At 57.9% G+C, this 21080-nt stretch carries 23 protein-coding genes; 12 read left to right on the top strand and 11 right to left on the bottom strand.

Annotated features, from left to right (window positions below):
- The first annotated feature begins 188 nt into the window (after positions 1 to 188).
- Entirely contained in the window at positions 189 to 665 is a 477-nt protein-coding gene (gene rraA / locus ACF8O8_RS08550; RefSeq protein WP_196173117.1) for a ribonuclease E activity regulator RraA, read from the top strand.
- Positions 665 to 1354 carry an aspartate/glutamate racemase family protein gene (locus ACF8O8_RS08545; RefSeq protein WP_046614962.1) on the top strand — a complete coding sequence of 230 codons (690 nt, stop codon included), beginning with the start codon at positions 665 to 667 and terminating at the stop codon, positions 1352 to 1354. The genes rraA and ACF8O8_RS08545 overlap by 1 nt, the downstream gene beginning before the upstream one ends.
- Before the next feature lie 83 nt (positions 1355 to 1437).
- Here the strand turns inward: ACF8O8_RS08545 and ACF8O8_RS08540 are convergent, their stop codons facing one another.
- A complete protein-coding gene (locus tag ACF8O8_RS08540) occupies positions 1438 to 2448 on the bottom strand; it encodes a metallophosphoesterase (RefSeq protein ID WP_392509515.1) in 1011 nt (336 codons plus the stop codon).
- 370 nt (positions 2449 to 2818) lie between these two features.
- On the opposite strand from ACF8O8_RS08540, the gene ACF8O8_RS08535 reads away from it, so the two are divergent.
- Positions 2819 to 3472, top strand: a complete 654-nt coding sequence (locus ACF8O8_RS08535; protein WP_392509514.1) for a hypothetical protein — start codon at positions 2819 to 2821, stop codon at positions 3470 to 3472.
- Positions 3473 to 3488: 16 nt separating this feature from the next.
- Here the strand turns inward: ACF8O8_RS08535 and ACF8O8_RS08530 are convergent, their stop codons facing one another.
- Both ACF8O8_RS08530 and ACF8O8_RS08525 read right to left on the bottom strand, forming a co-directional pair.
- Entirely contained in the window at positions 3489 to 3902 is a 414-nt protein-coding gene (locus tag ACF8O8_RS08530; protein ID WP_281869311.1) for a helix-turn-helix domain-containing protein, read from the bottom strand.
- Positions 3903 to 5944: 2042 nt separating this feature from the next.
- Entirely contained in the window at positions 5945 to 6196 is a 252-nt protein-coding gene (locus tag ACF8O8_RS08525) for a hypothetical protein (protein ID WP_021784261.1), read from the bottom strand.
- A gap of 1646 nt (positions 6197 to 7842) precedes the next feature.
- Between ACF8O8_RS08525 and ACF8O8_RS08520 the strand changes: the two genes are divergently transcribed.
- The 5 genes from ACF8O8_RS08520 to ACF8O8_RS08500 all read left to right on the top strand — a co-directional run bounded on the left by ACF8O8_RS08520 (position 7843) and on the right by ACF8O8_RS08500 (position 12011).
- Positions 7843 to 8058 carry a helix-turn-helix domain-containing protein gene (locus ACF8O8_RS08520; protein ID WP_080671134.1) on the top strand — a complete coding sequence of 72 codons (216 nt, stop codon included), beginning with the start codon at positions 7843 to 7845 and terminating at the stop codon, positions 8056 to 8058.
- Between the two features lie 616 nt (positions 8059 to 8674).
- Complete coding sequence (locus ACF8O8_RS08515) at positions 8675 to 8950, top strand: hypothetical protein (protein ID WP_020191344.1); 276 nt, start codon at positions 8675 to 8677, stop codon at positions 8948 to 8950.
- Positions 8951 to 9034: 84 nt separating this feature from the next.
- On the top strand, positions 9035 to 10195 hold the full coding sequence (locus ACF8O8_RS08510) for a nitrogen regulation protein NR(II) (RefSeq protein ID WP_392509513.1): 1161 nt from the start codon (positions 9035 to 9037) through the stop codon (positions 10193 to 10195).
- A 5-nt stretch (positions 10196 to 10200) separates the two neighbouring features.
- Entirely contained in the window at positions 10201 to 11646 is a 1446-nt protein-coding gene (locus ACF8O8_RS08505; protein WP_020191342.1) for an ATPase domain-containing protein, read from the top strand.
- 11 nt (positions 11647 to 11657) lie between these two features.
- Entirely contained in the window at positions 11658 to 12011 is a 354-nt protein-coding gene (locus ACF8O8_RS08500; protein WP_010954660.1) for a response regulator, read from the top strand.
- Positions 12012 to 12050: 39 nt separating this feature from the next.
- Here the strand turns inward: ACF8O8_RS08500 and csrA are convergent, their stop codons facing one another.
- From csrA to ACF8O8_RS08460, 8 genes are all read right to left on the bottom strand, one after another.
- A complete protein-coding gene (csrA, locus tag ACF8O8_RS08495) occupies positions 12051 to 12248 on the bottom strand; it encodes a carbon storage regulator CsrA (RefSeq protein ID WP_010954659.1) in 198 nt (65 codons plus the stop codon).
- 253 nt (positions 12249 to 12501) lie between these two features.
- Positions 12502 to 13524, bottom strand: coding sequence for a DNA topoisomerase IB (locus ACF8O8_RS08490; protein ID WP_010954658.1), 1023 nt, complete (start codon positions 13522 to 13524; stop codon positions 12502 to 12504).
- 57 nt (positions 13525 to 13581) lie between these two features.
- On the bottom strand, positions 13582 to 14673 hold the full coding sequence (modC, locus tag ACF8O8_RS08485) for a molybdenum ABC transporter ATP-binding protein (RefSeq protein WP_064492599.1): 1092 nt from the start codon (positions 14671 to 14673) through the stop codon (positions 13582 to 13584).
- Position 14674: 1 nt separating this feature from the next.
- A complete protein-coding gene (gene modB / locus ACF8O8_RS08480; protein WP_010954656.1) occupies positions 14675 to 15355 on the bottom strand; it encodes a molybdate ABC transporter permease subunit in 681 nt (226 codons plus the stop codon).
- The gene (gene modA / locus ACF8O8_RS08475) at positions 15355 to 16113 is read right to left on the bottom strand and encodes a molybdate ABC transporter substrate-binding protein (RefSeq protein WP_392509512.1); all 759 of its coding nucleotides are present in this window, start codon (positions 16111 to 16113) and stop codon (positions 15355 to 15357) included. The genes modB and modA overlap by 1 nt, the downstream gene beginning before the upstream one ends.
- An 82-nt stretch (positions 16114 to 16195) precedes the next feature.
- Positions 16196 to 17281 carry a nitronate monooxygenase family protein gene (locus ACF8O8_RS08470; protein ID WP_010954654.1) on the bottom strand — a complete coding sequence of 362 codons (1086 nt, stop codon included), beginning with the start codon at positions 17279 to 17281 and terminating at the stop codon, positions 16196 to 16198.
- A 51-nt stretch (positions 17282 to 17332) separates the two neighbouring features.
- Positions 17333 to 17503 carry a hypothetical protein gene (locus ACF8O8_RS08465; protein ID WP_392509511.1) on the bottom strand — a complete coding sequence of 57 codons (171 nt, stop codon included), beginning with the start codon at positions 17501 to 17503 and terminating at the stop codon, positions 17333 to 17335.
- A gap of 7 nt (positions 17504 to 17510) precedes the next feature.
- On the bottom strand, positions 17511 to 17813 hold the full coding sequence (locus ACF8O8_RS08460) for a DUF1883 domain-containing protein (protein WP_003250918.1): 303 nt from the start codon (positions 17811 to 17813) through the stop codon (positions 17511 to 17513).
- Positions 17814 to 17972: 159 nt separating this feature from the next.
- On the opposite strand from ACF8O8_RS08460, the gene ACF8O8_RS08455 reads away from it, so the two are divergent.
- From ACF8O8_RS08455 to galU, 4 genes are all read left to right on the top strand, one after another.
- Complete coding sequence (locus ACF8O8_RS08455) at positions 17973 to 18332, top strand: hypothetical protein (RefSeq protein WP_003250915.1); 360 nt, start codon at positions 17973 to 17975, stop codon at positions 18330 to 18332.
- 77 nt (positions 18333 to 18409) lie between these two features.
- On the top strand, positions 18410 to 19060 hold the full coding sequence (locus ACF8O8_RS08450; protein WP_049587967.1) for a cytochrome c: 651 nt from the start codon (positions 18410 to 18412) through the stop codon (positions 19058 to 19060).
- Complete coding sequence (locus tag ACF8O8_RS08445) at positions 19057 to 19971, top strand: c-type cytochrome (RefSeq protein ID WP_064490963.1); 915 nt, start codon at positions 19057 to 19059, stop codon at positions 19969 to 19971. The genes ACF8O8_RS08450 and ACF8O8_RS08445 overlap by 4 nt, the downstream gene beginning before the upstream one ends.
- Positions 19972 to 20207: 236 nt before the next feature.
- Positions 20208 to 21047: a UTP--glucose-1-phosphate uridylyltransferase GalU gene (gene galU, locus ACF8O8_RS08440; protein WP_014590484.1), complete on the top strand. Its 840-nt coding sequence runs from the start codon at positions 20208 to 20210 to the stop codon at positions 21045 to 21047.
- The last annotated feature ends 33 nt before the right edge of the window (positions 21048 to 21080 follow it).

Below are 21080 nucleotides of genomic sequence, written 5' to 3'. Positions count from 1 at the left end.
TCTCCATCAATCAGTGGGTTGGGGGCAAGCAAGATAAGGGCTTCGAGCATTTCGTCGATGAGTAGTCGGACTCACGAGATCAGCTCAGAGAGCGAGGTCTGCATCGCCTCTACTGATTGCATTTTATTGCACGCAAATCCAATTCATGCAACATTGGATTCCCCAATGGTGAGTAACAGGGCTGCCTGATGAGCGAAAAAACGACGGATTTGTGCGATCAGCTTGGTTCCAGGGCTAAGGTCTTAGCTCCGATTTTTGTAGATCTAGGAGCGAAGGAAGCCTTCAGCGGCAAGGCGGTGACCTTGAAGTGTTTCGAAGATAACTCTCGAATCAAGGAGCTGAGCACTCAGGCTGGGGAGGGCCGCGTGCTTGTCATTGATGGCGGGGGTAGCGATCGGTGCGCGCTGTTTGGTGACCACATCGCCAAAGATCTCGCAGATAACGGCTGGGCGGGTGTGCTGGTCAACGGATATGTTCGCGATAAAGCGGTTTTGAAAGCGCTGCCGCTTGGCGTCAAAGCATTAGGGGTCATCCCGACGAAGTCGGTTAAGCGTGGTGAGGGTCAGGTAGGCCTAAGCCTTAGATTTGCTGGCCAGATCATAGAGCCGGGTGACATGGTTATTGCCGACGAAGATGGCGTTGTAATCCTGACAGAGGAGCTGTGATGAGCGAAAACACCAGGGGTCGGAAACGAATCTTCCTCATACACGCAACGCCTTTAGCGATGTCTCCGATCAACGAGGCGTTCGCTCGTCTGTGGCCAGAAGCTGAGCTGTGCAATCTCCTTGAGGATTCTCTCCCTAGAGATCTCAGTAACGCAGGCCACCTCACGACCGCGCTTAAAGAGCGCTTCATGAGCCTTGCAGGCTATGCGCAGGGTGCCGGCGCAGATGCAATCCTGTTCACCTGCTCAGCGTTCGGTGAAGCAATAGATCTGTGCAAAGGGGCGCTTTCTATCCCGGTGCTAAAGCCCAATGAGGCCATGCTGGAGGAGGCGCTTGATCATGGTGGGCGAATTGCGCTACTGGCCACTTTTGCGCCATCTATCGACTCGATTTCAGAAGAAATCAAAGCGGCAGTGGAGCTCCGGCAAACGAAAGTTACTGTCCAGCCTGCATTCGTCCCGGGAGCGATGGCGGCGCTGCAAGCGCTCGATACGGCGAGACATGATCAACTGGTGAGTGAAATGGTTGGCTCGATAGCCGACGCTGATGTGATCTGCTTTGCTCAGTTTTCCATGACGACCGCAGCGTCACTGTGCATGGCACGTACTGATAAGCCTGTGTTGACGACTCCGGACAGCGCCGTCAGGAAGCTCCGCCATATCCTAGGAGAGGGTGGCCACGTTAAGTAGTGCCCCTGTTTCTCGAGGCATAAGGGCATGGAGTTCACCCCATGCCTCATGAACGGTGGCCAGGGTAGGGCAGGTGGCCGCCTTCAAGCATCCCCGGCGCTGAATAGTCGAATGAGCAGATCTCCAGTGGGGGTGCCCGCGTACCGTGCTTGCAGTTCTTCCAACTTTGCCGATCGGCGCTCGCCGGATAGAAGACTTAACCCATGCAATGCGTTCACCAGTTGCTGGGTACCGGCGACCTCATCCGCGATGTTTAGCCAGGCGGAGCTGATCTGTTTTGCTTGAGCTTCAGCCTCACGGCTGGCGATCTGAGACCCAATTAACTTGTTCCCGCTTACCAAGGTCTTCAGCGCAGTAAGTGATTGCTCAAGCTGGGCCAATTGCTCACCGAGTCGGGCAGTTTGATCCAGGCCCGCTGCCTTACCATCGACGTAGATGGTGTCGTCGTGCACAGAGTAGATCGCCAATGAACCGTCACCTCCGCCAGTGACGTCAAGAGCAAGGACGTTGCCGAACCTAAGTGCCTGCGGAATCCAAGTATGCCCAATGCACACGCGCCATGCACCTAGGACACCTCCACGATGGTGTTTTTTGATCCTTTCACGGCCCCATAGGGCTATGTCCTGGAACTGGGGGTTATCGATGCCTCTAGTAAAGTCAGCCCAGCTCAGCCCCGCCGGCACATCGGCGTGCACGACTCCGATCAGGCCATGAGCTGTCTCCACTTCAATGATCAGCGGCAAGCTCTCAAGCTTAGCTATGATCATGGGCTTCGACTCTTCATCGATCGACATCCACCAGCGAGCACCGTGAGCGGAGTACGGTAGATGCGGGTTGGCACGGTAGGCATCAATGAGCATCTGTTCGTGATTGCCCTTGACTGTGTAGAACCATGGCTCCCCCAAGAGCTTGAGTCCGTCAAGCATGCCAGGGCCGCGATCAATTAGGTCGCCAACCGCAATCAACCTGTCGACAGACCGGTCGAAACCGAGTGCTTGGAGGCCTCTATGGAGCTCTCGGGTTTTGAAGTGAATATCACCCACGACAAAGTCACGGCCAACCAGGTTTTTGGGCAGTTTCAGCAGGTGTGGCATGAGCTACAGATACTCCACAAATCAGCCGGAAAGACCCTGCTATTTTACCTGGACAAGGATGGCCTGGGGTTCGAATGCGAAGGTCTTCTCAGATATGAGGGATGCTGACATCCACGCGCTGGCCTCCCAGGATGGAGGTACCGTAGGTTCGCATTATCGCGGATTTGGCGAAGCCCTAGATGCCTTGGAATTCGTGGGCTGCGGGTCAGTTCAAGCCCGAAGTTTTCGGATTTCTTTTCGGATTTCAGGAAGCTTCCAGAGCTTCTTGTGACGAGGCAGGATTTCGTAAAAGAGATGCAGCAGGCCGAGGCCAACATGCAGGTGTTGCCCGGCTCGCCACTATGCTTTTGAGCACTTTCATGACTGGCTGATGGAGATTGATGACGACGGTAGGGCGACAGATGTGATCGCCGTGTCATCAACAAACTCACCCAGCATTGCGAATGACATCGCCGAGTTCCTATTCAAGGTAAAACGCCTCAAAGAACTGAGAAAGGCGGAACTGGAGAGTGATGCCGAGGGTTCAGATGATGCCCTCGACGACGAAGATGAATCGGGTGCCAAATGGCGGGAGCAGGAAGAGTTCGAGGGTAGCAAGACCTATACCCCAAGCAGCGATACCTGCGAGTACCAATATCTCCATGGCCCGCTCTGCAACGCTCTCCATCGCAAGCTGGATGAGCTTGTTGATGGACATCCCGAGCTACGAGTCGGTAAGCATCGTGTCGACTTAGCGCTGGTAGACAGGGCTACAGACAAGGCCAGGGTGATCTTTGAGGTCAAGACCAGCGCCTCGATGTCGACACAGCTTTACACCGCCTTTGGTCAGCTTGCGTATTACAGGCATTGCTTCGGTAGTGCTGACACCAAGCTAATCCTGGTGCTGCCGGCGAGCACTGCATCCGACTTCGCGGCAGCCGAGTTCTTCGCCCAGGCCAACATCCAGGTGGTGTTCGGTGAGGCCGGTGTGTTTGAGAGCAGCAAGGGCGAGAGCCTGGAGGAAATGCTTAGCAGCATCTTGTAGAGGTAAGCCAGGATGTTCAGTCCATGAAGGCCAACTCGGTCTGCAGTGCATTCGAAACCCCGGTGCTCTTCCCTTGAGGCCTTCGTTGGGCTTCGGGGGGAAAGGATTCTAGAGCGTTACTCACCGAAATTTTCAGGCCGCTCAGACCTCCATTTCGATGTAGCTCGGCAAGCTCCGACCTCAGTATTGAAATCAAGTCGGTCGCCGGCTGTGCGGTATCTTCACTCAATGTGAGCGTGAGTAGCGTCAGAGGACTGAGCCCCAAGCGCTCACTCACTTGCTTGAGCTTGTCCAAGGTGATGCTCGACTTACCGAGCTCAAGCTTAGAAAGATAGGTACGGCTGGTGGTGTCAGCGAAGTCTCTCTGGGTGATATTTCGCTTGCTACGCAGTGCGCGAAGCACGCTGGCGAAAGAGGCTTTGAGCGTCATGCTTCAGTCTCGGCGGATTTGCTATCTCGATAGGAGGCTACGTATTCAGCTTTAAGCCTATCACGGCTGGAAAATGCTCACTCCCATGCGTATACCTTGAATGACGTCGCCATCGGTCTCCACAAGGCCGCTATTCGAGGACAACAATGTGAACGTAGGCGAGCTGATTGAAGAGCTGCGGAAGTACGATCCTGGCCTACCCATTCTGATTCCGCGATCTGATTGCTCCGCACTGGAAGACGCTGTTGCGTGTTACCAGGACGTCGTGCGTGAAGGGCGGATTATGGGCTACGAGTCGCTGAGCTGGTTTCCTGGGGAACCCGAAGATCCTCGTACTCAAAAGCACAGGGTGATCGTCATTGATACCTCTCGGCCTCTCCCAACGTGAGTGGAATGACCATGAAGTAAAAGCAGGTGGGGAAACTGCGGGGTGGGGTACCCACCGGCATTGCTTCGGTAGCAGTGTTCTGTAAATGCATCTGGAATCGGTCAGCCCATGGGGCACGCTCGACTAACATGGACGCTTCCCGCTGCGGTACAAGTGAAAGCATCTAGCGGCAGGTAGAAAAAAACCGCCATTTAGGCGGTTCAGGGTACTGCTCGGGGTCTCTGGCTCTTCCTGGCGGGCTTTCGGCGTGCCAGTGAAGAGTTCTTTTCCTCAGGGTGTAGGCGTTGGTGCCAGACACATACGCAGCAACCCTATCGGTAAAACGACTTCGTATCAACCTCGGCTAGGTCGTAGCTACCGAAAGGCCTGGGCGGCCCGTTCTCCGAAGGAGTACAAATGTGCTCCGATGCTTAATCAGGTGGACAAACCTTACATACTGGCTTGCCGAGCCTGGTGATCACGAACGTCTCGCCTTGCTGGACGAGCTTCATGATCCTACGCCAGCGGCGCCGAGCTTGGCTCTTGCTCATGACCAGCTCCATTCAATCCCCCAAAGAACAGTCGACTATCAAATTTCTAGTCTGCTTGCCGGCAAGCTTTCTGCAAAGCTCTGCCGCGTTTGAGCAAAGACGCAACGTCTCGCGTAATGTTCCCAAAATGGAGCATTAATGGCGGTTTGATGGGTTAATGTCCCCAAATGGGATCATTATGAATAGCGATGATCTGCCGGTTCTTTGAGAAAGCATCAGCTCACAGCTTGGTAGGTGAGCCTCCGGAAACAACGTAAGGTCATGATCATCCCTCTCGTGAACCTAGCGTATGTAACTCGTTTTTTGGAATGTAACGTCGTCACTGTTACATTCCCAAAAGTACGTTACAACGACCATTTCTAGGCAATCTGGCGCATGTGGGAGCATACAACCACGAGTACCTCGCCCGGATGTTCTGGCCACCGAGCTATTGTGAGGTGTAAAGGTAGGCTTCAGCAGTTCGAACTGCACACCTTCGGCAAGCGGAGCGCGCAGGCGCGAAGATGGAAGCCCAGCGGGCCATGACGCCACCGTAGGTGAGCGGCTTGGTTCACGACAGCTGTACCCGAGAGGGGCGCGCTCAGAGTGCAGAGTGGAAACGAGTCCGAGGATTTATGAGCCGAGATGTCCAAGAAACGCTTCACAGCAGTGCTGCTGATGGCGACCTCCATCTTCTTGAGGTTGCAAGGCGGAAGGCACTCTGGGCACTCGCTCACTTGATACCTGGCGATCCACGGGCTGAAGCTGTAATCCAAGTCCTGGACGACATTGAGCACCAAGAGCAATCCTCGCCCATCTACCGGCAGGCCCTGGACGCTGATGAGGTTTTAAATCTTGTACCCTCGGAGCCGCATCCTATTGGCATAGCCATAGTCCGAGATGAAAACATCCCCCAGCCGTGGCGGGAGCGATTCGAGTGCGCGAGCCGAGGTTCGACCCGAGTAGCTGAAGGCGCTTATCTGAGTGATTGGTTGAAATTTCTTTCAGAATGGCACCAGGAAATGACTCACCTTGAACGCCACAGCGCAGCCTGTGATCGATAGGGCGCCTTACCCCGATTCAATAAGGGGAGGCGGCCCATATTATCCGTATACCCTTACGGGGACAGGTCAGATTAGGCTGGTCTAGGCGTCGGATTTTGGCAAATTTTTGCGATGCAGCGGTGAGACGAAATCTTGATAGGCTTCGCGACTCTGCAGTACCTGATCGCGAATTTCCTCCGGATCGATAGCCATCCCACCTCGGGCCGTAGTGCGGAGCGTCTTGAGCTGATTGACAGCTTGAATGAACTCCCGCTCCTTGGCTTTCTCAGTTTCAGATCTGTTGTCCGGGAAAGCCCAGTTCCAGAGTCGATCAAGAATTTTCAGCATACTCATACCAATCACTTACCAGAAGAGGGCTTATGGCATAAGACCTAGGGTGGCTAAAGCCAGTTTGAGTCAGGGAACCGGGTAGTATCGAAGCGGTTGGGCTTATTCTCTCCGCAGCGCCCAGAGCGTTTCTTCGTCAGGTGCATGCATTGTGACTCTGATGAAAGGTATAGCGAGAAACCGTCGGCGTTCCGAGTTCGGTAGTTCAGACCAGTATCGTAGATTTCCAGAAGAATCTTTAACAGCAAAGCGATCTTGGAAGTAATGCTCGAGTGCTGTCAAGCGCTTTTGGCCGTCTATAAGTAGGTTGCTGTAAGGCTCATAGCTCCCATCAACAACCTGGTGCCAAGAATTTACTATATAAGTTCCCAGGTAACCCCCTCTCCACGCATCATTAATAAAGCGTTTTTTTTGCTCATTGCTCCAATCAGGCCTGCAATGCCATGCAACGATAGGGTGACCCATCGCAAAGCTACTGGCCCACGGGTAATCCGCCTGATAGATCAATTCAGATGCTGAATAGCTTTGGTGACTTCTATATAAATGGTCTATGTCATGCAGGTGCACAGTGGTATGCATCACATTGATCGGCATGGCTATCTGAAAGGCTGATCTGATTTCTGGATCTCGAGGATGAGAAGAGTTTTTAAATTGCACAGAAGTCACTTGTCGTTGAGTTAACGATGCGTTGATAGGGTTTCAAGAAGGCGTGACTTTAGCACAGAAAATCAGGAAAAAAAGGTGTCAATATTGGTTTCTTGGAAAGTGAGCCCGATTTCGCGTCATAAATAAACCATCAGTATAGTTTGGCATAAACCGCTAGTATATTTTTCGACGGTGTATGGATGTGCTGTGATCTGCTCGTTCTGAAGCTCTCATGAAATTTTTTTTCATACCCCCCCCCCTTGAAATGTTTTTTCAAAAACGGAGCTCTATTATTTTGTTAGCAAAAAAAAGCAGAGATCTCTTATTTTGCAGATTTTTGATGCCATTTTGAGATCATAAATTCTGCTGTTTTAGGTGGATGTTGATAGCTCAGGTCTGCATGCCACCCTTGCCTCGCCCCATTGCTCGCTACTTCACCTCACGCGCATGCGCGTGAGCGTGGCTTGCTTTTGAGCGCCGCAGGCGCATGGCTTTTTTTCAGCGCCGTAGGCGCTGGCTTGATTTTGACCTCAAACAAAAAAAGTGCCATTTTTTTAAAGAAAGTATGCGGAAAACATACCGTTAAATTGTTGGCTTTATAGTGCTTGGCGCATACCCGTAGAGGTTGCAAGCATTCGGGGGGTAGCTAATGATGGTAAAGGCAGCTTCGCTGTATTTGCTTCATACAGATGGTGTGCGGTGGAAAGTTTTTATCGTAGAGTCGGCGCGGGGTGAACCATTGCGGGTATGATCAATCCTCGAGTACCCAGCCCCCCCCGCAGCTCTCATTCACCGTTCAGTGGGTTTTCAATTACTTCTATAAAGGTATGCGTCTGGCATACCCATCTGTGTTTGCTAGGGTTTCAGGCCAGTCAGTGAGTATGCTGCTGACACACCCTTTGAAAATGTGTCTCTCGTGCCTTGACGGTTGGCTGTGCAAACATTTAGCTTTAATTGACGCCTAGGGAGGGGTGCTTTAGTGAAAGTGAATATTTGAGAGGGTTTTAATGATCGCGGCTGATAAATTGGCTAAAGAGTTTCTCGACGTGCATGAGACTGCAGACGTCCTTGGTGTGTCAAAAGAAACCTTGAGGTTTTGGCGGTATACTAATAAGCACGCGAAAGAAATTCCTGCGTTAAAGCATGTTTCTCGTCGTATTTATTACCGCACCCAAGATGTTGTGGCATTTTCCAAAATTATGTATTGCCCATCTGGTTGCTGACCGCTACCGAACCGCGAGCATGATGCTCATACAGGCCATGGCACGATGCTCTGGCTAGCAAGAAGCCCAGATCGATCTGGGTTTTTTTGTGCCTGGAGGGCGGGTTTGGTAGCCGATTTAATGATGGAAAAAATTTTAGAAAATATAAGATTTTTCGAGGAGGAGGCGCTTTGGGCTTACGAGAGCTGAGGAAAGCTTACGAGAGCTGAGCTTAATTTTTAGTGCCGGCTACCAAATGGCTACCAAGCTCTCAAAAAGACCAAAAATAATGAAGGATATAGAGGATGAGGGCAAACGCTAGAAGCTTGGTTGTACGTGGTCTACAGCCCTTTATGTAGGTGCAATGGCATGACATAAAAGGTGTTGACAGTCAGCAGATTTTAAGTCTGCTGTGTATACCAATTCCACCACACTCGCACGCTTGAAGGGGTCGCAACGACCAGCTCGCTTCTAAGCAGAAGGGCTTCGCAATCAAGCGCGCTTTATAACCCATTGTTATAGTTGAGTCAACTGCAGCGCCTATGATCAACAGGTAGAAGGGTGATCGAACCGGCAATTGACACCGTGCTGTCGTTACGCCACTGTTGCCCATCATTGGATCCAAGAGTGTAGCGTAATGACTCAGGGTCGAGTTGGCGAAGGTGTGGTGCGTCCGCGGTTATTCTGGCGGCTGTTGTTCGCGCAGGTGCTCGTGCTGGCTGCATTTCTTTACATCAGCCTGATCAGCCTGGGCGGTTATCTGTTGTTGCTGGGCTTCGATGCGGAGCACTCACAGCAGCAGCGTATGTTGGCCCTGGCCGGCGGTGGTATGATCATGTTGCTCAGCCTGTGGTTGCTGAAAGTGGCCATGCCGCGATGCATCAGCCCGACACTGGCCGAGCCGGAACGCTGACTGCCTGTAGTCGTTCAGCTGTCTACTGGCAGACACTCCGGGCTACGCTCATTTCCTCCCTCCTGCTGTGCCAGTGGAGTTTGCATGGTTTCAGCTGACTGCCTCGACGCTTCCGTCATGCCCGCCCATCGTTACGAACAGCTGGTTCAGTCGGTGGTGGATTATGCCATCTACATGCTCGACCCTTCTGGCCATGTGGTGTCGTGGAACGCAGGCGCGCAACGGATCAAGGGTTACCGTAGAGATGAAGTGATCGGTAAGCACTTTTCGTTGTTTTTCACGCCGCAGGACTGTGCGGATGGCCGCCCTGAGCGCCTGCTGTGTCAGGCGCTGGAGCAGGGTGTGGCGCAGGACGAAGGCTGGCGGGTGCGCAAGGACGGCACGCAGTTCTGGGCCTTGGCGGCACTGGATGTGATCCGTGATGAAAGTGGCCAGATCATTGGCCTGGCCAAGGTGACACGTGATATCACTGACCGTCGCGAGACGGCGCAGCAGCTCGACGCAGTGCGCGCCCAGCTGTTCCAGGCGCAGAAGCTTGAAGCCCTCGGCCAGTTGACCGGTGGTCTGGCGCACGACTTCAACAACATGTTGACCATTATCATCAGCTCGGCGCGCCTGGCGCTGGCCACCCAGGACCCGGCACGCACCCAGCGCATGTTGCAGCACATCCTCGATGCCAGCCAGCGTGGCACCGAACTGACCCAGCAATTGCTCAGTTTTGCCCGTCACCGCAAGTTCGATGTGGCCAGCGTTGCCCCGGCAGAGCTGGTTAACGCTACGCGTGGCCTGCTTGAACATGCATTGCCAAGCTCGATTGACTTGAAGGTGTTGCTGCAACCGGACCTGCCGTTGATCGAGGTGGATGCCGGGCAACTGCAGATGGTGTTGCTCAACCTGTTGTTCAATGCCCGTGATGCCATCGACGGGCATGGCCGCATCAGCCTGACTGTCGATGTGGTCGAGTTGTTCGGCGAAGTTGAAGGGCTGAAGGGCAGCTTCGTGCGCTTCGAGGTGGAAGACAGCGGCGAAGGCATACCCACAGAGATACTGCCGCGCATCTTCGAGCCGTTTTTCACCACCAAGCCTTTCGGCAAGGGTACCGGCCTGGGGCTCAGCCAGGTCTATGGGTTCGCCCGGCAAAGTGGCGGTGCCATTTGTGTCGACAGCGAGCCTGGCCGGGGAACTTGCATGCGACTGTACTTGCCAATGTATCAGGACCAGACGGATAGCCCACTCGACAGGTAGACAACATGGCACAGGCACTGAAGCGGCTGGTAACGGGGATCGACGGGCTCGACGCGTTGCTCAAGGGTGGCCTGATAGCTGGCGCCTCCTACATTATTCAGGGGCCGCCGGGGGCCGGTAAGACCATCCTCGCCAATCAGCTGGCCTGCGGCCACGTGCGTGGCGGTGGTCGCGTGCTGGTGGCCACTTTGCTGAGCGAGTCGCACGAACGCTTGTTCCAGTACCTGTCCACGCTGGACTTCTTCGACCCGGCGCTGGTCGGTGACAAAATCCAGTTCGTCAGCGCCTTTGATACCCTAGAGCAGGACGGGCTGGATGCGGTGGTGCGGTTGCTGCGCCAGGAAATTGCCCGGCAACAGGCCAGCCTGCTGATCGTCGACGGTGTGCTCAATGCCCGGGTACGTGCGGAAACCGCGCTGGACACCAAGAAGTTCGTCTCTGAGCTGCAGGGGCATGCTGCCTTCGCCGGTTGCACCGTACTGTTGCTGACCAGTGCCCGGCTCGACGAGGGCAGCCCGGAACACACCATGGTCGATGGCGTGATCGAACTGGGTGAGCAACTGGTCGGCAGCCGCGCCGTGCGCCATGTCCAATTGCGCAAGACCCGCGGCAGTGGTGCGTTGTCGGGGCGTCACGAATGCCTTATCGATGAGTCCGGCATGCAGGTCTATCCTCGCCTGGAAGCGTTGTTCAGCCACCCCAGCCAATTGGGCAGTGGCACCTTGGCGCGTATCAGCAGCGGCGTACCAACCTTCGATGAAATGCTTGGCGGTGGCTTGGCCACCGGGTCAGTCAGCCTGTTGATGGGGCCTTCGGGGATTGGCAAGACATCATTGGGCCTGGCCTTTCTGGGTGCCAGCACCCCGCAGGCACCGGGGTTGCATTTCGGTTTTTACGAAACACCCGAACGCCTGCGCAGCAAGGCCGCTTCGCTCGGTTACGATTTTGCCGCGATGGAGAAGGGCGGTAGCTTGCAGCTGTGCTGGCAGCCGACCACCGAGGGCTTGCTGGACCAGGTTGGCGCGCGATTACTGGAGCGTGTAGCGGCGCAGGGCAGCAAGCGCGTGGTGATCGACAGCCTTGGCGCATTCAGCCGCCTGGCTATTGACCCGACGCGGCTAAATGCGTTTTTCCGCGCGCTGGCGGGTGAGTTGCGCGCGCGCGATGTCAGCGTGATGCTGACCTGGGAGATGCGCGACATTTTCGGCGCGGAAATCAGCGCCCCCGCGCCGGACCTGTCGAGTATCGTCGACAACCTTATGCTGATGCGCTTTGTCGAACTGGACTCGCAACTACGGCGCATGCTGTCGGTCCTCAAGGTGCGTGACAGTCACCATGACCCGGCCTTGCACGAGCTGCTGATCGGGCCGCAAGGCATTACCTTGCGCAAGGCGTTCGAAGGTGCCTGCGGTGTGCTTTCGGGAACGCCGACGCCGCAGGAGAGCGGGTGACGGACGAGCCGATGAACACCATCCTGATTGTCGATGACGAATACCTGATCGCCGATATCCTCGGGTTTGCCCTGGAGGACGAAGGTTTCCTGGTGGAAAAGGCGAGCAATGGCTGCAAAGCACTGGAGGCGTTGAAGGAAAAACGCGTGCAGCTGGTGATTACCGACTACATGATGCCGCTACTCAACGGTGAGGAGTTGGCGCGTGCCATCCGCGAGGACCCGGCGTTAAGCGAGTTGCCGGTCATCCTCATGAGCGGCGCACAGGCCAGCCAAGGATGCCCGGCTCTGTTTGCCGCAATATTCGACAAACCGTTCGACATGGATGAGATGATCGCCACGGTGCATCAGTTAATAGGCACCTGAGGCTGGCGGTCGAGCGCATCCATGCCCCTCGGGTGACGCTCAGTGTGTGTCTTCGTGTTTCTCCGGAGCCGGGCTGCCGGCCTGGATGCGTTTGAAAATCTCTTCTCGATGGACCTGAACATCTTTCGGTGCATCGATACCGATCCTCACCTGCATCCCTTTGACGCCCAGAATGGTGACTTTGATGTCATCGTTGATGACGATGCTTTCGCCAACCTTACGGGTGAGTATCAGCATGTAGTTCTCCTTGGTGATGTATAAGTCCGCTGGGCTAGTTGCCGCGGCGGCGGGAGCTTGTCCCTCTTCCTTCTCATTAAAGACGCTTTCGGCGGATAGTAATTCCCCGACAGACAAATTCTGTTGCGTGTCTTCAGTTGCAGGTGCCAAAGCAAACCGTCAACGGTTTGTCGGCCAAGGTGCTCGCTGGCAAGAATAGGGGGGTTGGCGGCTAATGGGAAATTTCTTCGCATCATGGGCTGAATAGACAAGCTCAATGGTCCTCCTGTTCCTCAAGTGCCTGAAGAAACAACAGCAAGGCCACTTCCTCCGGGTCCAGGCCTTTGCGCACACGGTTTTTCGGCAAATTGGCCAGGCGCCCCAAGGCATAGTGCTCCAGAACTGCCGGGTGGATGTAGCAGCGCCGGCACACTGCCGGCGTATTGCCCAGGCGCGTGGCTACCTGGCGGACTATTGCGGCGACCTGGCGTTTGGCTTCACTCTCCGGCTCCCAGGCCAAGGGCTTTAGCAGGTTCAATGCCAGGCTGCTGCCGGCCCAGGTGCGATAGTCCTTGGCAGTAAAGTCGGCACCGGTCAACTGCTGCAGAAACTGATTGACCTCGCTGGAGCCGACACTATGGCGCTGGCCATCTTCATCCAGGTACTGAAACAGTGCCTGCCCAGGCAGTTCCATGCAGCGTTTGAGTAGGTTGGCCAAGCGCCGGTCGTTGAGGGTGACGTTGTGTTCGACGCCGCGCTTGCCGCGGAACTGGAAGCGGATAGTGCTGCCTTTGACCTGCACATGGCGATTGCGCAGGGTGGTCAATCCGTACGACCGGTTATCGCGCAGGTAGCGCTGGTTGCCGATGCGGATCAGGGTGTGGTCCAGCAGGCTCACCACCAGCGCCATGACTTTTTCCCGGTCCAGCCCTGGCCGCGCCAAGTGGGCTTCCAGCTGTGTGCGCAGCTTTGGCAGGGCTTGGGCGAACGCAAGCATGCGCCCGTATTTGTGCTGGTCGCGCAGTTCGCGCCACTGTGCGTGGTAGCGGTACTGCTTGCGGCCACGGGCATCGCGGCCGGTGGCTTGCAGGTGGCCTTGCGGATCGGCGCAGATCCACACATCCGTGTAGGCCGGGGGGATCACCAATGCGGCGATGCGCGCAAGGGTTTCGCTGTCGCGTACCCGTTGGCCATCGGCATCCAGGTAGATGAAACGGTCGCGCCAGCGCCGACGGGTCAGGCCCGGCTGACTGTCGTCAACGTAGTGCAGGGTGCGCGGCAGGGGGCAGTCAAGCATGGGCGGCGGGCCTCGATCAGGTCACTGATCAATGGACAATACGCGCGCTGAGGATGCTCAACCCAAAAGGGCCACCGACTTGATCTGGGCGAACAGTATCTGCCCTGTGTGCAAGCCGAGCTGGTCTGCCGAGAAGCGGGTGATGCGTGCAAGCAGGGCATTGCCGCCAGCATCCAGGCTGACCAGCACATGCGCCGGGTTGGCCGCCGGGCAGCTCTCGCGCACACGCACCGGCAGGCGGTTGAGGATGCTCGATGCGCTATCCGCCGCCAGTGCCAGGCTGACATCCCGGGCCTGCACCTTGACGCGCAGGGTGCTGCCCATCACCTGCGCCGCGTGGGTGATGCGCAGCAGCGGCCCGCTGCTGCCGGGCAGGCGCAGGTCCAGCAGGCCGTAATGCGGGTCGTGCCCAACCACCCTACCTTCGAACACGACGCCGGCGTCGTCGCCCTGGGCCAGCGACAGGTCAAGGCGAGCCAGGGTTTCGCCGATCGGGCCGCTGGCGATCGCCCGGCCTTGTTCCAGCAACACCAGGTGGTCGGCCAGCCGCGCGACTTCATCCTGGGCGTGGCTGACATATATCAGAGGGATATCCAGTTCGTCGTGCAGGCGCTCCAGGAAGGGCAGTATCTCGCGCTTGCGCGGGCCGTCGAGGGCTGCCAGCGGCTCGTCCATCAACAACAGCCGCGGGCTGCTGAGCAGGGCGCGGGCAATACCCACCCGCTGCGCCTCGCCACCCGACAGGGTTGCCGGGCGGCGGTCCAGCAAGTGGCCGATACCCAGCAGTTGGCACGCCTGGTCGAGGCTGACCTTGCGTTCAGCGGGCGCTACCCGGCGCCAGCCAAACGTCAGGTTGCCGCGCACCGACAGGTGCGGGAACAGGCTGGCTTCCTGGAACACGTAGCCCACCGGGCGCAGGTGCGGCGCCTGGAAGTAGCCTCGGGTGCTGTCTTCCCAGACTTCGCCGTTGACTTCGATATAGGCGCTGGCGGCCCGTTCCAGCCCGGCCAGGCAGCGCAGGCAGCTGGTCTTGCCGGAGCCAGAGTGGCCGAACAGCGCGCTGATGCCGCGCCCGGGCAGGTGCAGGTTGACGTCCAGGGTAAAGTCGTCGCGTGCCAGTTTCAGGTGCGCCACAATCGATGCGGTCATTTCAGCTCCAGCCAGCTTTGCCGCGGCGTCCAGCGTACAGCAGGAGCAGCACCAGGAAAGAGAACACCAGCATGGCACCGGCCAGCCAGTGGGCCTGCGAATACTCCATGGCTTCGACGTGATCGAAAATCTGCACCGAAACCACGCGAGTCTTGTCGGGGATGTTGCCGCCGATCATCAGTACGACGCCAAACTCGCCCACCGTGTGGGCAAAGCCGAGGATGCTGGCAGTGACGAAGCCAGGGCGGGCCAGCGGCAGCACCACATGAACGAAGGTATCCCATGGGCTGGCTCGCAGAGTAGCGGCGACTTCCAGGGGGCGCTGGCCGATCGCGCCAAAGGCATTCTGCAGGGGTTGCACCACGAACGGCATGGAGTACACCGTCGAGCCAATCACCAGGCCTGTGAAGCTGAACACCACACTGCCCAGGCCTAGCGCCTGGGTGGCCTGACCAAGCCAGCCGTGCGGGCCAAGGGCGATCAACAGGTAAAAACCGATCACCGTCGGTGGCAGTACCAGCGGCAGTGCCACCACCGCACCCACCGGCCCGCGCAGCCAAGAGCGCGTGCGCGCGAGCCACCAGGCGACGGGTGTGCCGATGATCAGCAGGATCAGGGTGGTCAGGCTGGCCAGTTTTACGGTCAGCCAGATGGCGCCCAGGTCACTGGCATCGAGTGGCATCAGCGTTCATAACCATAGGATTTGATCACCGCTGCGGCTTTCGGGCCTTTGAGGTATTCGACCAGTGCCTTGGCGGCCGCATTGTCCTTGCCTTTGTTGAGGATGACGGCGTCCTGGCGGATCGGGTCGTGCAGGTTGGACGGCACGATCCATGCCGAGCCATGGGTTACCTTGCCGTCCTTGTAGATCTGCGAAAGGGCGACGAAGCCCAGCTCGGCGTTGCCGGTGGAGACGAACTGGAAGGCCTGGGTGATGTTCAGGCCTTCGACGATCTTGCCTTTGGTGGCCTCGGTGAGCTTCAGCCCGTCCAGTACCTGGGTGGCGGCCAGGCCGTAAGGTGCCGCTTTCGGGTTGGCGATGGACAGGTGTTTGTATTCGTTCTTTTTCAGCACTTCACCCTTGGCATCTACGTAGCCTTCCTTCGCAGACCACAAGGCCAGGGTGCCGATGGCGTAGGTAAAGCGTGAGCCAGGTACGGTTTCCCTTTCTGCTTCCAGCTTCTTGGGGGTGGAGTCGTCAGCGGCGAGGAACACTTCGAACGGTGCACCGTTCTTGATCTGCGCGTAGAACTGCCCGGTGGCGCCGTAGGCCGCGATCAGTTTGTGGCCGGTGTCTTTCTCGAAGTCCTTGGCGATGGCCTGGACAGGGGCTGTGAAGTTGGCTGCGACCGCGACCTGGACTTCGTCGGCCCAGGCAGTGTTGAAGGCGAACAGGCTGGCCAGGGCAGTGACGGCCAACTGGGGCGAGCGGATACGCATGAAGACAGCTCCTTGAGATTATCGTTATAGCCTTAACTATATAGCGATAAACCATTGGCCGTGAAGAGGCCATGCCTGCCTGTCAGAATGCCTGGTGACCGATCACTGCCAATGCCTTACCGGCAATCTCCCGGGTCAGCTCACCCGCCGGCATGTGCCGGCCTAGCCGTAACGCCTGCCCCGACCACAGATTGCTGAAATCACTCTTACCCTGCGGATCGGTGATCGCCCGTAAAGGCATCAATGCCCCGCCCGCCAGCGGGAAGCGCGGTGCAAGCTCGCTCATCGGCCCCAGCTCGCGCATGAGGCGATTGTTGATGCCGCGCGCCGGGCGGCCGGTGAACAGGTTGGTCAGGGCGGTGTCGCTGGCAGGCGCGCTGTCCAGCGCCTGGCGATGCGCTGGCGACACCTTGGCCTCGGGGCAGAACAGGTAAGCCGTGCCGATCTGCACTGCCGAGGCACCCAGGGCCAGTGCCGCCAACAGCCCGCGGTGGTCGCCGATACCACCGGCGGCAATCACCGGCACGCCGACGGCATCGGCCACCTGCGGTACGAGCGCGAAGGTGCCTATCTGGCTGGTGATGTCATCGCTGAGGAACATGCCGCGATGGCCACCGGCTTCATACCCCATGGCGATGATCGCATCGCAGCCATTGCGCTCCAGCCAGGCCGCTTCTTCCACGGTCGTGGCGCTGGACAGTACCTTGGCACCGCTGGCCTTTACCCGCTGCAGCAGTTCGGCCTGCGGCAGGCCGAAATGGAAGCTCACCACCTCCGGGCGCAACGCTTCGACCAGCAGGCAGCTCTGCTCGTCGAAAGGCGCACGGTTGGACACCGGCGTGGGCGCCGTGAAATCGGCGCCCACTTCGCTGTAATAAGGCTCAAGTGCCTGCTTCCAGCGCGCATCGCGCTCGGCATCGGGCGCTGGCGGCTGGTGGCAAAAGAAGTTCAGGTTCAGCGGGCGCCCCGGGCAGCCGGCGCGGAATGCAGCGATCTCGGCGCGCACCTGTTCGCCGCTGAGCATGGCGCAGGGCAGGGCGCCCAGCCCACCTGCCTGGCCCACAGCGATGGCCATGGCCGAGCCGGTCGCCCCCGCCATGGGTGCCTGCAGAATGGGCAGCTCGATGCCCAGCAGGTTGAGGATACGGCGGTCGGGCCAATGGCTCATGCGATTCTCCTTGCGTGGGGCGAGCGCTGCGGCGGGGGCTTGCGGCGAGTCTTACAGGGCCTTGCTGACCTGGATGTCGCTGATTTTCTCGGCGTCTTCGCCGTGGATCTTGCGCAGGGCCTCGAGGGCTTGCTCTTGCGAGGCATCGGGCATCAGCGCGAAATCCCAGCGACGCTGGCCGTCGAGCTTGTATTTGATGACGTACTTGATGGTCCGGGTCATGGTGGCCTTATCTGAGTTTCGACGACGAACGACGGATGATCTTGATCTTGTGGGTCAGCGTTGGCTTGCGGGTGACCGAGATCGGGCGAGTGGTGACGGTATCGATGGTGATGTTCCAGAAGCCGGTGCTGGGTACGGTGATCTTCGCCGGAAACTTCTCGAAATGGCCGCCGTGGTAGGTATGACGGCCGCCGTTCTTGAAGCTGCGGAAGTTGGCGTCGTTCATCAGGCGGATATTGCAGCGCTGGGAGCACTCGATGACGACAATATCGTCCTCGTTGAGGTGCTCGCGCTGGTGTACGAATTTCATGTGATGCTCCGCAAGGTTTGGATCTGCAAAAGCAAAAGATACCACGATGTGCCGTTACACTGCCGCGTTGATCGCCGGGCGTAGATAATTCTGCCAAAGCAGGGAGCAAAACCGCCTGGATGTGGTCGAAGCGAATTCTTGAAGGCAGAGGTGCAGCAAATGAAGTGGATGGTGGCGGCGTTGTCGGTTGCGCTCGGTGGCTGCGTGAGCGTCGCGGAGCTGGAGCAATCGCGTGAAACGATGGATGTGATCTCTGGCAAGAGCCCACGCGCCTATGCCGACTGCGTAAAGGAGAAGCTTGCCGATACGCGTGACCCGCTGACCGAAGAGCAGCGTGGCGACGGCCTGCGGCTGATCGTACCGCAGAAAATCACCTCAGGTGCCGGCCCGGCGGCGCTGGTGGATATCGACAAGCGCGGCAGCGGCAGCAGCATCAAACTGCACGAGCGGCTGAATAACTTCCCGCTGCGCCTTGGCGATGTGCGCACTGCCGCAACGCAGTGCATCTCCGGAAGTTGATCTGAAGCAACGGGTCCTCCTTTCTCTGCTTATATGTTTTAAGCCTAAACATATAACAAAAGAAAAGGAGATTCGTGATGACACCGTTGAGACGCGTGATGATCGGCAGCTTGCTGATCCTGGCCTGGCCCGCGGCACATGCCGCCGACGGTCAGAAGGTCTTCACCCAGGGGGGGGCCAACCCCGCCGCCATGGCCTGCCTGGGTTGCCACGGCCCGGACGGCAATGGCATTGCGGCTGCCGGCTTTCCACGTTTGGCCGGGCTACCGGCCGGTTATCTTGCCAAGCAGTTGCAGGACTGGCGCAACGGCAGCCGCAAGCAGCCAGTGATGGAACCTTTGGCCAAGGCCCTGAGCGACGACGAAATCAAGGCCGTCAGTACCTACCTGGCCAGCCTGCCGGCAGTGCCCGCTGGCGACCTGCACCGCCAGCAGATTGCCGATGACCCGACTACCCGCATGGCCCTGTACGGCGACTGGAGCCGGCAGATTCCTGGTTGCGTGCAATGCCACGGGCCGGGTGGCGGCGGGGTGGGCGAACACTTCCCGCCCTTGGCCGGCCAACCCGCCAGTTACCTGGTGGCACAGCTCAATGCCTGGCGCGACGGCAGCCGCAGCAATGACCCCAACCAGCTGATGGTCGGCGTGGCCAAGGCCATGACCGATGAGGAGATCAAGGCCGTTGCCGAGTTCTTCGCCCGCCCCGCCAGCCAGGAGGTCACGCCATGAAAACCCTGATTCCCGCCTTGTTGCTGCTGGCCGTGGGCAGCGCCCAGGCCACGCCGATCGCCATGGAAGACCAGTCGCAGTTGAAGGTTCCCGGTGTGCAGGCTGCACCGCAGTTCGTGCCGCCCGCTGAGCGTGAGTTGCCCGATAATGCCTTTGGCAAGATGGTGCGTGAAGGCCATGCCTTGTTCGTCGACACCCGCCGATTGATGCCCGAGGCGGTGGGCAACGGCATGAACTGCAGTAACTGCCACCTCGATCAGGGGCGGTTGGCGCATTCGGCGCCGTTGTGGGGTGCCTACCCGATGTACCCGGCCTATCGCAAGAAGAATGACAAGGTCAACACCTTCGCCGAGCGTATCCAAGGGTGTTTTCAGTTCAGCATGAACGGCAAGCCGCCGGCCGCTGACAGCCCGCAGATGACGGCATTGGCGGTGTATTCATACTGGCTGTCGACCAAGGCGCCGACCGGTGTGGAGATTGCCGGACGTGGTTATCCGGAGGTGGCACAACCCAAGGGCGGTTATGACTTCAAGCGCGGCCAGCAGGTTTACCGTGAACAATGCGCGATTTGCCATGGCGATAACGGTGAAGGGCAAAAGGTCGCAGGCGAGTACGTAATGCCGCCGCTTTGGGGCAAGGACTCCTACAACTGGGGGGCCGGCATGCACCGCATCAATACCGCGGCGTCGTTCATCAAGTACAACATGCCGCTTGGCAAGCCGGGCAGCCTCAGCGATCAGCAGGCCTGGGATGTGGCGGCGTGGATCAACCGCCACGAGCGGCCACAGGACCCGCGGTTGGTAGAGGGATCCATCGAGAAGACGCGGGTGAAGTTTCATGCCAATGATGGGGTTAACCTGTATGGTCAGCAGGTTGATGGGGTGCTGATCGGACAAGGGACGGGTAGCTGAGGTAAACCGGTGGCGGCCTCTTGGCGCGTGAGCCCGTCGAAGAGGCCGCCACCGTCACGCTGATTTCCCTGTCATCCAACGGTCATGTATGACAGCAATATTTACGATCCCCCGGAACTATCTACACTGGGATATCTCTATGATGGCAACGGTCGTTATCGGGGGCATTGTAAGGTGACTGCCGCCTGATTAGACTGCGCCGAATTCCACAGGCCTAGCCTTTTGTAAGGACGTATATGATCAAAAAATGCTTGTTCCCGGCAGCCGGCTACGGCACGCGCTTCTTGCCTGCTACCAAAGCCATGCCCAAGGAAATGCTGCCGGTGGTCAACAAGCCACTGATCCAGTATGGCGTTGAAGAAGCATTGGATGCGGGTCTGAACGAGATCTCCATCGTTACCGGGCGCGGCAAGCGCGCCCTGGAAGACCACTTCGACATCAGCTACGAGCTGGAAAACCAGATCAAAGGCACCGACAAGGAAAAATACCTGGTCGGTATTCGTCGTCTGCTCGACGAGTGCTCGTTCTCGTACACGCGCCAGACCGAAATGAAGGGCCTCGGCCACGCCATTCTCACTGGCCGCCCACTGATCGGCGACGAGCCGTTCGCGGTGGTGCTGGCGGACGACCTGTGCGTCAACCCGGAAGGTGACGGCGTACTGACTCAGATGGTCAAGCTGTACAAACAGTACCGCTGCTCGATCGTCGCCATCCAGGAAGTCGACCCGCAGGAAACCAACAAGTATGGTGTGATCGCCGGTGAGATGATCCGCGACGACATCTTCCGTGTGACCAACATGGTCGAAAAACCGGCCCCGGAAGACGCGCCTTCGAACCTGGCGATCATCGGCCGTTACATCCTGACCCCGGATATCTTCGACATCATCGCCAACACCAAGCCAGGCAAAGGCGGTGAAATCCAGATCACCGATGCCCTGCTGCAGCAGGCGAAGGATGGCTGCGTGATTGCCTATAAGTTCAAGGGCAAGCGTTTCGACTGCGGTGGCGCCGAAGGCTACATCGACGCGACCAACTTCTGCTTCGAGAACTACTACAAGACTGGCAAGGCTTACTGATAAGCCCTGCTGGCCTCAAAGCCATCCTTCGGG

The sequence above is a fragment of the Pseudomonas sp. TYF_14 genome, assembly GCF_043105275.1.
Taxonomy (GTDB): domain Bacteria; phylum Pseudomonadota; class Gammaproteobacteria; order Pseudomonadales; family Pseudomonadaceae; genus Aquipseudomonas; species Aquipseudomonas alloputida.
Note: the sequence above shows the minus strand (reverse complement) of the source record. Positions and strands in the feature narration are given on the sequence as shown.

What these genes read in the sequence shown, in the direction of transcription:
- rraA (WP_196173117.1), top strand. Translation starts at nt 189, where the DNA reads ATGAGCGAAAAAACGACGGATTTGTGCGATCAGCTTGGTTCCAGGGCT.
- ACF8O8_RS08545 (WP_046614962.1), top strand. Translation starts at nt 665, where the DNA reads ATGAGCGAAAACACCAGGGGTCGGAAACGAATCTTCCTCATACACGCA.
- ACF8O8_RS08540 (WP_392509515.1), bottom strand. Translation starts at nt 2,448, where the DNA reads ATGCCACACCTGCTGAAACTGCCCAAAAACCTGGTTGGCCGTGACTTT.
- ACF8O8_RS08535 (WP_392509514.1), top strand. Translation starts at nt 2,819, where the DNA reads ATGGAGATTGATGACGACGGTAGGGCGACAGATGTGATCGCCGTGTCA.
- ACF8O8_RS08530 (WP_281869311.1), bottom strand. Translation starts at nt 3,902, where the DNA reads ATGACGCTCAAAGCCTCTTTCGCCAGCGTGCTTCGCGCACTGCGTAGC.
- ACF8O8_RS08525 (WP_021784261.1), bottom strand. Translation starts at nt 6,196, where the DNA reads ATGAGTATGCTGAAAATTCTTGATCGACTCTGGAACTGGGCTTTCCCG.
- ACF8O8_RS08520 (WP_080671134.1), top strand. Translation starts at nt 7,843, where the DNA reads ATGATCGCGGCTGATAAATTGGCTAAAGAGTTTCTCGACGTGCATGAG.
- ACF8O8_RS08515 (WP_020191344.1), top strand. Translation starts at nt 8,675, where the DNA reads ATGACTCAGGGTCGAGTTGGCGAAGGTGTGGTGCGTCCGCGGTTATTC.
- ACF8O8_RS08510 (WP_392509513.1), top strand. Translation starts at nt 9,035, where the DNA reads ATGGTTTCAGCTGACTGCCTCGACGCTTCCGTCATGCCCGCCCATCGT.
- ACF8O8_RS08505 (WP_020191342.1), top strand. Translation starts at nt 10,201, where the DNA reads ATGGCACAGGCACTGAAGCGGCTGGTAACGGGGATCGACGGGCTCGAC.
- ACF8O8_RS08500 (WP_010954660.1), top strand. Translation starts at nt 11,658, where the DNA reads ATGAACACCATCCTGATTGTCGATGACGAATACCTGATCGCCGATATC.
- csrA (WP_010954659.1), bottom strand. Translation starts at nt 12,248, where the DNA reads ATGCTGATACTCACCCGTAAGGTTGGCGAAAGCATCGTCATCAACGAT.
- ACF8O8_RS08490 (WP_010954658.1), bottom strand. Translation starts at nt 13,524, where the DNA reads ATGCTTGACTGCCCCCTGCCGCGCACCCTGCACTACGTTGACGACAGT.
- modC (WP_064492599.1), bottom strand. Translation starts at nt 14,673, where the DNA reads ATGACCGCATCGATTGTGGCGCACCTGAAACTGGCACGCGACGACTTT.
- modB (WP_010954656.1), bottom strand. Translation starts at nt 15,355, where the DNA reads ATGCCACTCGATGCCAGTGACCTGGGCGCCATCTGGCTGACCGTAAAA.
- modA (WP_392509512.1), bottom strand. Translation starts at nt 16,113, where the DNA reads ATGCGTATCCGCTCGCCCCAGTTGGCCGTCACTGCCCTGGCCAGCCTG.
- ACF8O8_RS08470 (WP_010954654.1), bottom strand. Translation starts at nt 17,281, where the DNA reads ATGAGCCATTGGCCCGACCGCCGTATCCTCAACCTGCTGGGCATCGAG.
- ACF8O8_RS08465 (WP_392509511.1), bottom strand. Translation starts at nt 17,503, where the DNA reads ATGACCCGGACCATCAAGTACGTCATCAAATACAAGCTCGACGGCCAG.
- ACF8O8_RS08460 (WP_003250918.1), bottom strand. Translation starts at nt 17,813, where the DNA reads ATGAAATTCGTACACCAGCGCGAGCACCTCAACGAGGACGATATTGTC.
- ACF8O8_RS08455 (WP_003250915.1), top strand. Translation starts at nt 17,973, where the DNA reads ATGAAGTGGATGGTGGCGGCGTTGTCGGTTGCGCTCGGTGGCTGCGTG.
- ACF8O8_RS08450 (WP_049587967.1), top strand. Translation starts at nt 18,410, where the DNA reads ATGACACCGTTGAGACGCGTGATGATCGGCAGCTTGCTGATCCTGGCC.
- ACF8O8_RS08445 (WP_064490963.1), top strand. Translation starts at nt 19,057, where the DNA reads ATGAAAACCCTGATTCCCGCCTTGTTGCTGCTGGCCGTGGGCAGCGCC.
- galU (WP_014590484.1), top strand. Translation starts at nt 20,208, where the DNA reads ATGATCAAAAAATGCTTGTTCCCGGCAGCCGGCTACGGCACGCGCTTC.